Origin of the sequence: Nannocystis punicea (genome assembly GCF_026965555.1) — a bacterium.
GTDB classification, from domain to species: Bacteria; Myxococcota_A; Polyangia; order Nannocystales; family Nannocystaceae; genus Nannocystis; species Nannocystis punicea.
Window position 1 is genome coordinate 8,182,531 of sequence record NZ_CP114040.1, and the last position, 15,210, is coordinate 8,197,740.

At 72.8% G+C, this 15,210-nt stretch carries 8 protein-coding genes; 6 read left to right on the forward strand and 2 right to left on the reverse strand.

Features of this window, described 5'->3' with window-relative positions:
• Window positions 1-7: 7 nt before the first annotated feature.
• From O0S08_RS31470 to O0S08_RS31490, 5 genes are all read left to right on the forward strand, one after another.
• Window positions 8-1,369 (forward strand): family 1 glycosylhydrolase, encoded by a 1,362-nt coding sequence (locus O0S08_RS31470; protein WP_269033057.1) that lies wholly within the window; start codon window positions 8-10, stop codon window positions 1,367-1,369.
• Between the two features lies 1 nt (window position 1,370).
• Window positions 1,371-2,351, forward strand: a complete 981-nt coding sequence (galE, locus tag O0S08_RS31475; RefSeq protein WP_269033058.1) for a UDP-glucose 4-epimerase GalE — start codon at window positions 1,371-1,373, stop codon at window positions 2,349-2,351.
• 154 nt (window positions 2,352-2,505) lie between these two features.
• Window positions 2,506-4,008 (forward strand): tetratricopeptide repeat protein, encoded by a 1,503-nt coding sequence (locus O0S08_RS31480; protein ID WP_269033059.1) that lies wholly within the window; start codon window positions 2,506-2,508, stop codon window positions 4,006-4,008.
• A gap of 472 nt (window positions 4,009-4,480) precedes the next feature.
• Window positions 4,481-9,517 carry an AAA family ATPase gene (locus O0S08_RS31485; RefSeq protein WP_269033060.1) on the forward strand — a complete coding sequence of 1,679 codons (5,037 nt, stop codon included), beginning with the start codon at window positions 4,481-4,483 and terminating at the stop codon, window positions 9,515-9,517.
• 726 nt (window positions 9,518-10,243) lie between these two features.
• Window positions 10,244-10,825, forward strand: a complete 582-nt coding sequence (locus O0S08_RS31490; protein WP_269033061.1) for a hypothetical protein — start codon at window positions 10,244-10,246, stop codon at window positions 10,823-10,825.
• 15 nt (window positions 10,826-10,840) lie between these two features.
• Here O0S08_RS31490 and O0S08_RS31495 read toward each other — a convergent pair whose 3' ends face one another.
• Window positions 10,841-11,737 carry a LysR family transcriptional regulator gene (locus O0S08_RS31495; protein ID WP_269033062.1) on the reverse strand — a complete coding sequence of 299 codons (897 nt, stop codon included), beginning with the start codon at window positions 11,735-11,737 and terminating at the stop codon, window positions 10,841-10,843.
• An 87-nt stretch (window positions 11,738-11,824) separates the two neighbouring features.
• Between O0S08_RS31495 and O0S08_RS31500 the strand changes: the two genes are divergently transcribed.
• Complete coding sequence (locus O0S08_RS31500; protein WP_269033063.1) at window positions 11,825-12,886, forward strand: NAD(P)-dependent alcohol dehydrogenase; 1,062 nt, start codon at window positions 11,825-11,827, stop codon at window positions 12,884-12,886.
• A gap of 120 nt (window positions 12,887-13,006) precedes the next feature.
• Here O0S08_RS31500 and O0S08_RS31505 read toward each other — a convergent pair whose 3' ends face one another.
• The gene (locus O0S08_RS31505; RefSeq protein WP_269033064.1) at window positions 13,007-14,683 is read right to left on the reverse strand and encodes a DUF4403 family protein; all 1,677 of its coding nucleotides are present in this window, start codon (window positions 14,681-14,683) and stop codon (window positions 13,007-13,009) included.
• Between the last annotated feature and the right edge of the window lie 527 nt (window positions 14,684-15,210).

A 15,210-nucleotide genomic window follows, 5' to 3' on the forward strand; every position in this document is an offset into this window, starting at 1 on the left:
AGGACCCATGGACAGCACGCGCCCACCGGCGCCCCTGGAATTGTGGGGCGGCGTCGAATGCACCGTCAATCGCGTCGGCGACCGCTTCCACGATCAGCTGGTCGCCAGCGGCCATCACCTCCGCCACGCCGACATCGACGTCCTCGCCGGCCTCGGCGTCCGCGCCGTCCGCTATCCGGTGCTGTGGGAGCGGACCGAGCGCTCGCCCGGGCGCCACGATTTCACCTGGTCCGACCGCCGCCTCGCCCTGCTGCACGCGTGGGGCGTGACCCCGATCGTCGGCCTGCTCCACCACGGCAGCGGCCCGGCGCACACGAACCTGCTCGACCCCGAGTTCCCGCGCCTGTTCGCCGCCTACGCCGCCGCGGTCGCCCGCCGCTACCCGTGGGTCGAGCTCTACACCCCGATCAACGAGCCGCTCACCACCGCCCGCTTCAGCGCCCTGTACGGCCACTGGTACCCGCATCACCGCAGCGACGCGTCGTTCTGCCGCGCTCTGGTGAATCAATGCCTGGCGACCCGCCTGGCGATGCGGGAGATCCGGCGCGTCAACCATCGCGCGCAGCTGCTCCACACCGAGGACCTCGGGGCCACTCTGGCCACCCCCGCGCTGGCCTACCAGGCCGACTTCGAGAACGAGCGCCGGTTCCTCTCGCACGATCTGCTGTGCGGCCGGGTCCGCCGCGACCACCCGTTCCACGCCTACCTGCGCGGATTCGGGATCACCGACGGCGAATTGGCGGCCCTGCGCGACCAGCCGCCGCCCGACCTGCTCGGCGCCAATCACTACATCACCAGCGTCCGCTTCCTCGACGATCGCCTCGAGCACTACCCGACCCTCGTCCCCGGCGGCAACGGCCGCCACCGCTACGTCGACGTCGAGGCGGTCCGCGTGTGCGACCACGGCATGCCGTGGGCGTACGAGCTGCTCCACGAGCTGGGCGCGCGCTACGAGCTCCCGCTCGTCGTCACCGAGGCCCACCTCGCCTGCGAGGTCGACGAGCAGATCCGCTGGTTCGACGAGCTGTGGCAGGCCGCCGGGCGCTGCCGGGCCGACGGCTTCGACGTCCGCGCGGTCACTGCCTGGTCCCTGTTCGGCGCCTACGACTGGCACTGCCTCGTGACCCGAGAGACAGGTCAATACGAGCCCGGCGCCTTCGACGTCCGCGACGGCGACCCGCGCCCCACCGAGCTGGCCCGCTACCTCGCCGGCCTGGCCGCGGCGTCCGCCGACCGCCACCCGGCCCTGGGCGCGCCCGGCTGGTGGCGCCAGCCGTCTCGCCTGCATTACCCGCCGCCGCCGCGCCCGCGTCGACACAGCGGCCCGACCCACGATCGTCCCGGCGCGGCCGCGCCGCGAGGAGCTTGAAATGCGCGTACTCGTCACCGGCGGCGCCGGATACATCGGCAGCGTGGTCGTGGAGGAGCTGCTCCGCGCCGGTCACGGCGTCACTGTGATCGACAACCTGAGCAAGGGCCACGCCGACGCTGTCCCGCCCGAGGTCGAGCTGGTGCGCGCCGACCTGCGCGAGGCGGAGCGGCTGCGCCGGCTGCTCCGCGACGACCGCGTCGAGGCGGTGGTCCACATGGCCGCCGACTCGCTGGTCGGCGAATCGGTGCAGAGCCCGGCCAAGTACTATGATAACAACGTGATCGCGGGCCTCGGCCTGCTCGACGCCATGGTCGACGTCGGCGTCCATCGCCTCGTGTTCTCCTCGACCGCCGCCGTCTACGGCGAACCCGAGGCCCAGCCGATCGACGAGACCGCCGCCACGCGGCCCACCAATCCCTATGGCGAGACCAAGCTCGCGCTCGAGCGGGCCTTCGCCTGGTACGAGCGCGCCTACGGCCTGCGCTCCGCCTCCCTGCGCTACTTCAACGCGGCCGGCGCCAGCGCCCGCTGCGGCGAGCTCCACGACCCCGAGACCCACCTGATCCCCCTCGTCCTCCAGGTCGCCCTCGGCCGCGCCCCCTACGTCACCGTGTACGGCGACGATTACCCCACCCCCGACGGCACCTGCGTCCGCGATTACATCCACGTCGTCGACCTCGCGCGCGCCCACGTCCTCGCGCTCTCGGCCGTCGACCGCGGCAGCTGCGTCTACAACCTCGGCTGCGGCGGCCCCGGCTACACAGTGCGCCAGGTCGTCGACGTCGCCCGCGAGGTCACGGGTGCCCCCATTCCGGTGCGCCTCGGCCCGCGCCGCGCCGGCGACCCGGCGATCCTGGTGGCCAGCTCCTCGCGGATCCAGCGCGAGCTCGGCTGGCGCCCGCAGCTCGGCGCATTGACCACGATCGTCGAATCGGCGTGGGCGTGGCTCCGCGTCCACCCCCACGGCTACGCGCATTGACCCACCGGCGGCGCGCCCTCTCAATCGCAGGCCGTGGCGCATCCCCGCCGCTTCCGTCGTGCGGGAGCGCCCGACCCCGCTTCCGCACGACGGCGGCCGAACGCCGCGCGCGCGGGGAACAGAACAGGCCAGCCCCCGCGTTGTCCGCGTCGCCATGAACCCAGCCGCGCTGGCCGTGTCCCTGGTGCTGAACCTCACCGCCTGCCCGGAGGCGCCCGAGGAGACCGACCCGCCGCGAAGCGAGGTCGACCGCCAGCCGACCCGCCCGCTCGCGGGGCTCACGTACGAGCCCAGGGACGCCGCGGTGCGCCTCGCCGGCCTCGCCCGCGCCCTCGCCACGACCCGGGACCCGCATCTCCGGGCCGACCTGCTGCTCGCTCGCGCGACCCTGCACATGGCGCACGCGCGGCATGAGCTCCGCGCAGCGCTGGAGGCGACGCTGGACCGCGACCAGGCCGCCGCTCCGGCGCAGAAGCAGCGGCTTCTCGCCCTCGCGGCCGCGCACGAGGGGGCGAGGAAGCGAGCCCACGCGCGAGCGCTCGCCGACTTCGCCTTGCTCGTGTGCGCGCCGGGCGATCGCACCAGGGGCTTCGCCTGCGACCCGCCCGCGGCGCTCCGCGAATGGCAGCACATGGACGAGGCATTGCACCGACTCGCCTGGGTGCTGCTCGCGGAGCAACGCCCGGACGACGCCCGCCCCGTCCTGCGCCGGCTCGTCGATCGTCACCCCGCGTCGCCTCACCACACCGAGGCCCTCCTCGACGCCGCCGACCTGGCGTTCGAGCGCGCCGAGTTCGCCGGGGCCGAGCCGCTGTACCGACGAGCGATGAACGCCGCCGCGCCGGCGGCGTCGCGGGCGTACGCGATGGACCGGCTCGCATGGGTATTGTGGCACCTCGGCCGCGACGCCGAGGCGCTGTCGAGTCTCACCGCGGCCGTCACCCTCGCGCGTCACGAGCCTGTCGCCAGGTACCTGCGCCGCGACCTCGTGCAGCTGTACGCCCACATCGGCCGCCCCGCCGAGGCCCACGCCACCTTCGCGCGGGTCGCCCCCGAGCAGGCCCTCGAGCTGATGGTGCGGCTCGGCGAGACCTGGCTCGACCTCTGCCGGCCCGCCGACGCGGTCGCAGCATTCGCCGAGCTGCAGCGGCTCGCCCCGGACGACCCCCGCGAATGCGAATGGCAAGACCTCGTCACCGGCAACGTCGACCGGCTCGGCGACCCCGCGCGGCAGATCGCCGAGCTCGAGCGACAGCACGCCGCTCTGGCGCGCGCCCGGTCGCGCTGGCCGCTGGGCCACCCGCACCTGGCGCGCTGCACTGCAGCGACGCGCGAGCGCACCCTCGAGGTCGCGGTCGCCGCCCACGAACGATTCCGAAACACCCGCGATCGCGCGCTGGCCGAGCCGGTCGATCGCCTCTACGGCGCCTTCGTGACGCTCTTCCCCGCCGACGCCGAGGCGCCGCGCGTCCGCGTCTACCGGGCGGACGCCGCGTGGCTGCACGCCGAGATCGAGCGGAGAGACGCGGAGCGGTGGACGTTCGCCGCCGGCCGCTACGACGAGGCGATCGCCGCCGGGCTCGATCGACGACGCCACGACGACGCCGTCCATGCGCGCGACTTCGCCCGCAAGCACGCCGCCGAACACTCCCGCTGACGCGCCTCGAAGCACCATTGCGCTCACACCCCCGCACGATTGCCCGCGCGGCGACCGGCGGGCCCTCGGGGGCTTTCTCGCGAATGGTGGCATCCGTAGGTCGGCGCCGTGTGATCACGCCTTAATGTGCAGAGTGGCCGAGATAACCCTTGACAAGCTCCGTATCGGCGTCGCGTCCCGATCCGGCGTCGATCTTGCGACAGGGCGCCGCGCAGCGCGGCGCGGCGGCGGGGGCTCGGGAGCCGCGGCGCCCTGGGGTCCCGCCGGGCCGCCGGGAGAGCCGCGGCGGCTCCGCCCCGTCGGCGAGTGCTATGATATCCGGAGCGAACCGACACCCGGCACCGATCCGGCGGAGCGCCCGCCGACGGCGACCTCGGCTTGACTCGGCCCGAAGACTCCGAGTAGGGTCGCGCGCATTATATTGAGCGCTCCCGCAGCCGCACCGGAGCGCCCACGGTGCGGACGAACGCGCATGTCCACATTCGGGAAATACACGATCGTCGAGGCGATGAATGAGGACCTCGAGACCACGCTCTATCGCGGGTTTCGCAGCGAAGACCGCGCCCCGGTGACGCTCCGGCTGCCGCGCCGCTCGCCGCCGACGGCCCGCGACGTCGCGCGGCTGCAGCACGAATATTCGCTCCTCCGCGGCCTCGCCCTGCCGGGCGTGGTCGCTGCGCAGGCGCTCGAGCACCACGGCGACAGCCTCGCGCTCGTGCTCGCGTCGCCGCCGGGCGAGCCGCTCGACGCGGTCCTCCGCGCCGGCCGGCTGCCCTTGCGCGAGTCGCTGGCGATCGCCGCCGCCGTCGCCGACATCCTCGCCGGCGTCCACGCGAGCGGGGTCATCCACAAGCACATCAAGCCGGCCAACATCCTCGTCCGCCGCGAGCCGCTGACGGTCCACCTGGTCGGCTTCGGCCTGGCCACGCGGCTGTCGGTCGAGGCCCAGCGGCCCACCAGCCTCGACGCGCTCGAGGGCACCCTCGCCTATATGTCGCCCGAGCAGACCGGGCGCATGAACCGGTCGCTCGACCTCCGCACCGACCTCTACTCGCTCGGCGCGACGCTCTATCACATGCTCACCGGCGCCCCGCCGTTCCCGGGCGACGACCCGCTCGAGCTCGTGCACGGCCACATCGCCCGCGTGCCGGCGCCGCCGCGGCAGGTCGCCGACGTCCCCGAGGTCGTGTCGGCGCTGGTGATGCGGCTCCTGGCCAAGGCGCCCGAGGAGCGCTACCAGAGCGCGAGCGGCCTGGTCGCCGACCTGCGCGAGTGCCTGCGCCGGCTCGACGCCGGCGGCGGCATCGCCGACTTCCCGCTCGCGCGCCACGAGGCGAACGCGGCGCTGCGCCTGCCGCAGAGGCTCTACGGCCGCGACCGCGAGCTCGAGCTCCTGCTGGCCGCGTTCGCCCGCGTGCGCGCCGGCGCGACCGAGCTGCTGCTCGTCGCCGGCTACTCGGGCATCGGCAAGAGCGCGCTCGTCCAGGAGCTGCACAAGGAGATCGCGCGCGACGGCGGCACCTTCGTCGCCGGCAAGTTCGATCAGCTGGCGCGCAACGCCCCCTACGCGCCGTTCATGCAGGCCTTCCGCGACCTCCTGCGGCAGACCCTCGGCGAGAGCGGCGCTCGCCTGGCGCGGGTGCGCGACAACCTCTTGCGCGCCGCCGACGGCCACGCGCAGGTGCTCGTCGACCTGATCCCCGAGCTCGCCCACGTCCTCGGGCCCCAGCCGCCCGCGCCCGAGCTCGGGCCCACCGAGGCGCTCAACCGCTTCAACCGCCTGGTCGACGAGTTCGTCCAGACCTTCGCCGGCGACGGCGGCCCGCTGGTCCTGTTCCTCGACGACCTCCAGTGGGCCGACCTCGCCTCGCTCAAGCTGCTGCAATTGTTCCTGACCTCGCCGTCGCCGCGGCGGCTGCTGGTGGTCGGGGCCTACCGCGACAACGAGGTCGGGCCGGCGCACCCGTTGACCGCCGCCGTCGAGGAGCTGCGCGCCAAGGGCCTCGCCGTCCACGAGCTCGCGCTCGGCCCGCTGGCCCCGCATCACCTCGGCGAGCTGCTCGCCGACGTGCTCGGCGGCACCGTCGAGCACGCCATGCCGCTCGCGCGCGTCGTCTCGCGCAAGACCGACGGCAACCCGTTCTTCGTCGGCCTGTTCCTGCGCGGCCTCTACCAGGACGGCCTGCTCCGCGCGAGCCCCGGCGAGGGCGCCTTCACCTGGGACCTCGCCGCGATCGAGGCGCGCGAGGTCACCGCCAACGTCGTCGACTTCATGGGCCAGCGCCTGCGTCGCTGCGGCGAGGCGACCCAGCGGGTGCTGCGGCTCGCCGCCTGCATCGGCCACAAGTTCACCCTCGCCGCGCTCTCGACCATCTGCGCCGAGTCGCCCGAGGCGACCGCCGCCGCGCTGTGGGAGGCCCTCGAGGAGGGCCTCGTCCTGCCCGACAGCAACGACTACCGCTTCGTCCACCACGCCACGCCGGCGCTCGCCGGCGCGGGCGACGGCCTCGAGCTGTCCTATCACTTCTCGCACGATCGCGTGCAGCAGGCCGCGTACGCCCAGGTCCCCGAGGATCAGCGGGCCGCGACGCACCTGCGGATCGGCCGGCTGCTGCTGTTGCGGCTCGGCCCCGATCCGCGCCCCGACGAGCTGTTCGACGTCGTCGACCACCTCGACCTCGGCCGCGAGCACATCCACGACCCGGCCGAGCGGCGCCGGGTCTCCGCGCTCGACCTGGCCGTCGGTCGGCACGCCAAGAAGTCGACCGCCTACGCCGCCGCCGCCCAGTACCTGCGCGCCGGCATCGCGCTGCTGCCCGCGGACGCGTGGGACCACGACTACGCCCACACCTACGCCCTGCACTACGAGCTCGCCGAGGCCGAGTCGCTGGCCGGCGCCTTCGACCGCGCCGAGCAGCTGTTCGACCTGATCCACGCCCGCGCCCGCGACAACGTCGACCAGGCCAACGTCTACATCCTGCAGATGCGCCTCTACCAGGTCGCCGGCCGCTACGACGCCGGCGTCGACCTCGGCGTGCGCGGCCTGGCGCTGTTCGGCGTCGACATGCCCGCGGACGACGACGCCCTGCAGGCGGCGATGACCGACGAGGCCACCGCGATCGCGGGCAACATGGCCGGCCGCCCGATCCCGTCGCTGCTCGACGCGCCGCGGATGACCGACCCGACGCACCGCGCGATCCTCTCGCTGATGGTCGGCATCATGCCGTGCGCGTACATCGGCCGGCCCAAGGTGTTCCCGTACTTCGCGCTCACGGCCGTCAACTTCTCGCTGCGCCACGGCAACGCCGAGGACTCGTGCTTCGCCTACAGCGTGTACGGCTTCATGCTCATCACCGTGTTCGCCGACGCGGCCGCCGGCTACGCCTTCTCGGAGATGTCGATCCAGCTCAACGAGCGGTTCGGCGACACCAGGCTGCGCGGCACCCTGCTGCACCTGCACGGCGACCACATCAACTTCTGGCGCCGCCCGCTGCGCACCGACTTCCCGATCCTCGAGCAGGCCTTCCACGCCTGCGTGTCCGCCGGCGACCTCGTGTACGCCTCCTTCCTGGCCTTCGAGACAGTCTGGCAGCACATCGAGGTCGGCACCCCGCTGAGCGAGGCCCGCCGCGCGGCCGAGCGGTTCGCCGCGTTCGCGCGCGAGAGCAACAACGAGGCCGTCTACCACACCATCCGATTGCAGCAGCAGTTCCTCGACAGCCTGGCCGGCCGCGTCCGCCCGGGCACGCTGCTCGACAGCGACGACTTCGACGCCGAGGAGAACCTCGCGCGGCTGACCCGCGCCAGCTTCGGCTGCGGCATCGCCTTCCATCACATCATCCGCCTGATCCTGCTCTACACCTACGGGCGCCACGACGAGGCGCTCGCCGCCGCCGCCGCCGCGCGCGAGGTCCTCGGCGCGGTGATGGCGATGCCGATCGAGGCCACCTTCCACCTGTACGAGGCGCTCGCAGTGTGCGCCCGCTCCGGCGAGGTCGACGCCACGCAGGCCCTGGCCGACCGCGACGTCCTGCGCGGCAGCATCTTCAAGCTGTCCCGCTGGGCCGACGACTGCCCGGAGAACTTCGAGCACAAGTACCTGCTCGTGCGCGCCGAGGAGGCGCGCGTCACCGGCCGCGCGCTCGAGGCCGAGGAGCTGTACGACCAGGCGATCGCCTCGGCGCGGCGCCACGGCTTCACGCAATACGAGGCGCTGGCGAGCGCCCTGTGCGGCGAGTTCTACCGCCAGCGCCAGCGCAGCTTCATCGCCCCGGTGTACATGCGCGCCGCCCACGACGGCTTCCTGCAGTGGGGCGCGCCCGCCAAGGCGGCGCTGATCGCCCGCGAGTTCCCGCCGCCGGTCAGCGCCCCTGCGGGCCTGCCCGTCCTCGCGCCGGCCGACGGCGCCACGGCGGACGGCGCCGCCGCGCTCGACCTGGCGACGGTGGTGCGGCTCGGCCAGGCGCTCGTCGGCGAGATCGAGCTCGACAAGCTGCTCGATCGACTGGTCCGCATCGTCATGCAGAACGCCGGCGGCACGCGCGTGTACCTCCTGCTCGACCGCGACGGCGCGCTCGAGCTGGCGGCCGCCGCCACGGCCGACAGCGACGTCGTCGAGGTCGTCCCCGGCACCCCGCTGTCCGCCCGCCCCGACGTCCCGGCGACCCTCGTGAACTACGTCGCCCGCACCCGCGAGGCCGTGGTCCTCGGCGACGTCGCCCGCGACGCCCGCTTCGCCGCCGACCCCGCGCTCGCCGCCCGCCAGGTCAAGTCGGCGCTGTGCCTCGCGCTCGCCCACCGGCGCCGCACCAGCGGCATCCTCGTCGTCGAGAACGACCTGATCCGCGACGCCTTCAGCCGCGGCCGCGTCGAGCTGCTGCAGGTGCTGTGCGCCCAGGCGGTCACCGCCGTCGAGAACGCCCTGCTGTACCGCCACGTGGTCGAGGCCGGCAACGCGCTGGCCCGCGCCAACGAGCGCCTCGAGGCCGACGTCGCCCAGCGCACCGAGGACCTGCTGGCCGCCAACGAGCGCCTGTCGGCCGAGCTCGTCGAGCGCGAGCGAGCCGAGGAGGCCCGCGCCCTCATGCAGGAGGAGATGATCCGCATGCAGCAGGCGCTGCTCGCCGAGCTGTCGACGCCGATGATCCCGATCACCGACGCGATCGTGGTCATGCCGCTGATCGGCACGCTCGACTCGGCCCGCTGCGATCACGTGCTGCACGCGGCCCTGCAGGGCGCCGAGGCCAGGCGCATGCGCGTGGTCATCTTCGACGTCACCGGCATGAAGGGCATCGACACCGGCGGCGCGATCGCCCTGATCCAGGCCGCGTCAGCGCTGCGCCTGCTCGGGGCGCGCACAGTGCTGACGGGCATCAACCCGGAGACCGCGTCGATGTTCGTCGACCTCGGGATCGATCTGCGCGGCATCGCCACCCGCGGCACCCTGCAGGACGGCATCGCCTTCGCCATGCAGCTGCTCGGTGACAAGCGCCGTCCCGCCGCCCGCTGACCGCCCGCCGAGATCGACTGCTACAGCCCGTTCGTCCGCGGAAGGTCCATTTCGCTACTCGACAGCGTTCGCCGCGCGGAGGCACTCGCACGGCGCGACCGGGCCCCGGAGACGGCCCGTTCGCCGCGCGGAGGCACTCGCACGGCGCGACCGGGCCCCGGATGAAGCGCGGCGAGGGTCGCGGGGCCGGTGTCCGGGGGCGCGCCGGCCCTCGGGCAGTCCTCGGACTTCGAGACGACCGGCCTGCTTCGCCCCGGCAATTGCCTCGTCCTGCGGAACTCGGTCCGACACGCCCCCGGCCCCCGTCCTCCGGGAGCTCTCTTTGGGCGGTGACGGTCGACTCCGTCGAGATCCGGGGCCCGGTCGCGCCTGAACCAAGAGACAGGTCCACGACGAATGCTCAACCGCGTTCGCCAAGGATGATCGCTCGCCACGAAGACAAGGAGCAAGCGCAGCGAGGATCTAGGCCGAGATGCGCCGCGAGGGCGTCGCGCAGGCGGAGATCGACGGGTTCTTGCGGCAAGTACGAGCACAGGCGCCGCGCTTCAAGCAGACCCAGGAGCTGCGCGACTCCGACGGCCGCTACTTCACCGCCTGCCGCGATGTCCTGCGCTCGCCTCGGCGGCCCCCGCCGTCAGCGAGACCTCGCCTGCCCCGCGCGCGGCTGAACGACGGCCGATTCTCTGCTACCGTCGCGTCCCTGCCTGTCCGCGAGCACTTCTCAGCATGTTTTTTAACACATGCTCGCAAGGACAGGCCGCCGTCATGAGCCTCGACCACGAATTTCTCCTGCTCGACCGAGACACGCCGCTCGACTTCGAGAGCGGCCTTCCATTCATCCACGATCCGCGGGCGCTGCACATTCACGACAGCGTCATCGGCTACATGTTCGACACCCTCCAATTCATCCCCACGGTGAACCCGGAGCGGGGCGACGAGCAGCACGGGCTCCTCTACTATGGGAGCACCGTGATCCGCGGGCCCGGTGCCGCGATCGCGGCGAAGGTGTTCCACGCCTGGGCCGATCTGTTCGCCGCCGGCCCGCCGCGCCCGCGCTTGACCGGCCCCTACCTCCTGTCCCACGGCGAGACCGACGACGACGACCCGGGCGAACCGGCGAACGACGAGGAATACCTCACGGCGCCCGCCGAGCCCAACACTCACGACCTTCGCCACGACCACGGCGGCGACCCCATCCGCTTCGAGTTCGACCGCGACGCCCTCGTCGCCGCGCTCCGGAGGCTCGCCGACTGGTGCGCCCTCGTCGCCGCCGACGATCGCCACATCGTGCTTCACCACGGCATTTGAAGGCACCCCTGCTCGTCAGCGCGGCCGATCGATCCGCAGCGTCTCGATCACCGCGCGCAGCGCCGGCGTCACGTGGCGCCGGCTCGGCCAGTACAAAAAGCTCCCGGGGAGCAGCGGGCACCAGTCGGCCAGCACAGGGACCAGCGCGCCCGCGGCCACGTGCGCAGCCACGTGGCTCGCGAGCGCGTAGGCCAGGCCCACGCCGGCGACGGCGGCCTCGACGAGCAAGCGCGGCTCGTTGGTGACGAGGGCCGACTCCATCGTCACCGACAGCGCCCGGCCGTCCTGCTCGAGCTGCCACTTATAAAACACCCCGGACGAGTGGCGGTAGTTCACCGCGCGGTGCTGGCGGAGCTCCTGCGGCGTCTTCGGCGGCGGGTGGCGCTCGAAGTATTCGGGCGAAGCCACGATCGCCGCGCGCTCGTCGGGGCCGACGCGGACCGACACCATGTCCTTGTCGACCATGTCGCCGAGGCGCACCCCGGCGTCGAAGCGATCGGCGACGATGTCGGCCAGAGTGTCGTCGGCCACGATCTCGAGCACCACCTGCGGGTACTTGCGCGCCAGCTCGGGCAGGCGGGGCGCCAGCAGCCGCAGCGCCGCGTCGCGGTGCACCGTCAATCGCACCGGCCCGGCCGGCTCGTCGCGCAGCTCGGCCAGCCCGTCGAGCGCGGCCGCGACCCCGTCCATCGCCGGCACCAGCGTCGCCAGCAGTTGCTCCCCCGCGCTCGTCGGCGCCACGCTGCGGGTCGTGCGGTGCAGCAGGCGCACGCCCAGGCGCTCCTCGAGCCCGGTCATCGCGTGGCTGATCGCCGACGTCGACAGGCCCAGCCGCGACGCCGCCTTCGTGAAGCTGCGCGCCTCCGCGACCGCCACGAACACCGCCAGGTCCGGCCAGTCCTCGCGCCTCATTGTTGAACCTCGCTCATCGGCCCTTCCTGTCCCGGCTGTCTACTCGACCCCGGCGGCCGCGCCTAGCCTGGCGCGCGAAGGAGCCTCATGCCCGAAGTCCGAGCCTACGCCGCCCAGTCGGCCACCAGCGGCCTCGCCGCGACCACCATCGTCCGCCGCGAACCTCGCCCCGACGACGTCGTGATCGACGTCGCGTATTGCGGGATCTGCCACACCGACCTCTCCCAGACCCGCAACGAGTGGGGCGGCGCCGAGTACCCCATGGTGCCCGGTCACGAGATCACCGGCATCGTCCGCGCCGTCGGCGACCACGTCCACGACCTCGCCGTCGGCGCCCGCGTCGGAGTCGGCTGCTTCGTCGACGGCGGCTGCTCGAAGGGCATCGGCGACCGCGAGCACGAGCACCGCGACTTCGCCAACCTCGTCGCCACCTACAACGGCCACGAGCACGACGGTGCCCTGACCTACGGCGGCTACTCGCAGTCGATCGTCGTCAGGCGCCCCTACGTGCTCGAGATCCCCGACGCCCTCCCGCTCGACGCCGCCGCCCCGCTGCTGTGCGCCGGCATCACCCTCTACAGCCCGCTCGTGCACTGGCAGGCCGGCGCCGGGCGCACGGTCGCCGTCGTCGGCCTCGGCGGCCTCGGTCATCTGGGCGTCAAGCTCGCGCGCGCCTTCGGGGCCGAGGTCACCGTCCTCAGCCGCACCGACGACAAGCGGGCCGACGCCCTCGCCCTCGGCGCCCATGACTTCCACGCCACCGCGGACCCCGAGACCTTCGCGCGACTGGCGGGCCGCTTCGACCTCGTCCTCGTCACCGTCGGCACCACCCTCGACTGGAGCGCCCACCTCCGGCTCCTGCGGACCGACGGCGCCCTGGTCCTGCTCGGCATGCCCGACGCCCCGGGCAGCGTGAACGCCTTCGAGCTCATCACCCAGCGCAGGTCGCTCGCCGGCTCGGCCATCGGCAGCATCCCCGAGACCCGGCGCATGCTCGAGTTCTGCGCCCGCCACGGCATCACCGCCGACATCGAGACCATCCCGATCCAGGACCTCGCCGCCGCCTACGCCCGCATCGACCGCGGCGACGTCCGCTACCGCTTCGTCATCGACATGCAGTCGCTCGGCCGCGAGCCGCCCGCGCCCTGAGCCTGTCCGAACGGGCCTGCCCGCTCGAGCAGGTCCCAAAAAACATGCCCGATCGAGCATGTCCACACGGACACCCCGATCGGGCACCTCGCGGGGCGCGGCGTGGGCCCGCGCCGCCGCTCACGGCGTGTAGGCGATGTCGAGCTTGCCGGCCACGGCCACCGCCGCGTCGACGAAGCCGTTCTTGATGTCGAAGTTCTCGATCTGCAGGTCGGTCAGCTCGGTGTTCACTTGCAGCTTGCCGGCCATCGCGGTCCCGAGCGCCTTCGCCACCGCGTCGCTGAGGGCGGCGGCCTTGGTGTCGAGCTTCCAGCGGGCCTTCTCGTCGACCTGCTTGCGCAGCGCCGCGTAGTACTGCTCCGACAGCTTCTTCAGCTGCGCGTTGTCGGAGTCGACCGTGTAGTCGAAGTTCTCGATCGACAGCTCGCGCGCCCGCGAATTCCAGGTGAGCTCGCCTTGCAGCTTGAGCTCGCCGCGGATCGCCCCGCCGACGCCGACCGCCACGGTGATCCGGCGCGAGCCCCTCGCCGCCGCCTCGTCGACCAGCTTCACGTGGGTGACGCGGATCTCCGGCGAGCCGCGGCCGCCGAACGACATCTCACCCAGCCGCTTGTTCAGCTCGTCGTTGAGCTGCTCGAGCGGCAGGCGGAGGCGCGACTTGAACGCGAAGCCCGGCGGGTCGGTCACGGGCTGCAGCTTCGGCAGCGGCGTCGGCTTGACCGCCGGCTTGTCGCCGAGCTGCACCACCAGCTGACCGGCGAGGCCGACGTCGACGCGCAGGTCCTTGCCGTCCATGCGCGGCTGCGCCACCCCGATCGACTCCGGCTTGGCGACCAGCCACGCCGGCGTCGAGCAGATCGCCCCCGCCTCGGTCGGGCAGCGGCCTTGGCCGAGCTGCTGCAGCGACTGCGGCTGCTGCAGCGCCGTCCACAGCGTCTGCGCCTGCTTCTTCAGGTTGAGCTGCTTCTCGAACTGCGCGTCGGCCTGGTTGAGCGCCTTCTGGACCTGCGGCACGATCTGCGCCTGCAGGTTCTTGTTGACCATCGGCGCCATGGTCTCCTTGGTGACGCACACCTTGGCCAGCGCCTTGACGCACACCTGCCCGCTCGGCGCCGGCCCGAAGTCGATGTCGTCGAGCCCGGCCTGCGCGGTCACGCGGAAGTCGTCCTCGATCTTGAACTTCGCGTGGAACTTGGCGGCGATCCGCTGCGGCTCCGCCTTCGTGCCCCACGTCTCGCCCTTGGTGATCCAGATGACGCGCTTGCCGATCTTCGTCGACGCGCGCACGTCGGCCGCGTAGCGCACGTTTACCGTCACGTCGAGCCGGCCGTCGTCGAACGTGGCCTTGATCGGGTCGCGCCAGACCGTGTAGCGGGCCTCGATCTTGGTCGCCGCCTTCGGATCGCTGACCACGTGCCAGTCCTGCGTGATCGTCTTCTGGATCAGGCTGTCGACCTTCTTCACCGACTCGGCGAAGTCGACGCGCAGCGGCACCACGATCTGCGTCCCGTCGCGCACCGTCGGCGGCGGCTCTTCCGGCTTCGGGGTCGGCCGCGGCGCCGGCGGCTTCGGCTGCGGCTTCGGCTTGGCCGGCTTGCCGGCGCCCGACGGCGCGGGCTTCGGGGTCGGCTTCGGCTTCGGCTTCTGGCTCGTCGGCTTCGGCTTCGGCTTCGCGGGCTTGGGTCGTCCGGCCGCACCCTTCGGCGGGGCGCTCGGCGAGTACGGCACTCGGACGATGGTGCAGCTGCAGAGGAACGCGAGCAGCGTCGCGAAGGTGAGCGTGGATCTCGGGAGCATTGCCGTCCTCAGACTCTGATTTCCCGGCGCGCTTCACTCGCGCGACCGCGGACCTCGGGCCGGCCCGAGCATCGCCGGCACGGCCTCGCCAGGGAAGCCGCGCCTCGCCGGCGCGCGATCGCCCGTGCCCTCGCGCCGCGCTCGCGCGGCCGCGCGTGCCCATGCACCTGTCCAGCCTCTCGCGGGCCCGCAGGCCCCGAATTCCGCGGACCGCCGCGCTCGCGCATCATCCGCCGACACCGCGCGCCCAGCCCTGGGGCTGACCCCGAGCGCGCTCGATCCGCGACGGCTCGAGCGATCGCTCTGAGCGAGCTCACGCCGCCTGCAGGCCCGGCGTCGGGCGAGTTCGCTGCAACGCGTTCCACCCCTCCCGGTGCATGAACGAATCATCACCTCGACGACGGCTCCGCGAGCGTGTCGCACGCTGTCTCATCGGCCATGTCTCTTCGGGCAGTATCGATCTGTCTCATCGACCATGTCGAGAACCGCGACGCGCCGAGCTCGACTCGGCGGCCCACCTCCGACCG

Coding starts and splice junctions, on each gene's coding strand:
- O0S08_RS31505 (WP_269033064.1), bottom strand. CDS start 14,683: ATGCTCCCGAGATCCACGCTCACCTTCGCGACGCTGCTCGCGTTCCTC.
- O0S08_RS31470 (WP_269033057.1), top strand. CDS start 8: ATGGACAGCACGCGCCCACCGGCGCCCCTGGAATTGTGGGGCGGCGTC.
- O0S08_RS31485 (WP_269033060.1), top strand. CDS start 4,481: ATGTCCACATTCGGGAAATACACGATCGTCGAGGCGATGAATGAGGAC.
- O0S08_RS31495 (WP_269033062.1), bottom strand. CDS start 11,737: ATGAGGCGCGAGGACTGGCCGGACCTGGCGGTGTTCGTGGCGGTCGCG.
- O0S08_RS31500 (WP_269033063.1), top strand. CDS start 11,825: ATGCCCGAAGTCCGAGCCTACGCCGCCCAGTCGGCCACCAGCGGCCTC.
- O0S08_RS31480 (WP_269033059.1), top strand. CDS start 2,506: ATGAACCCAGCCGCGCTGGCCGTGTCCCTGGTGCTGAACCTCACCGCC.
- galE (WP_269033058.1), top strand. CDS start 1,371: ATGCGCGTACTCGTCACCGGCGGCGCCGGATACATCGGCAGCGTGGTC.
- O0S08_RS31490 (WP_269033061.1), top strand. CDS start 10,244: ATGTTTTTTAACACATGCTCGCAAGGACAGGCCGCCGTCATGAGCCTC.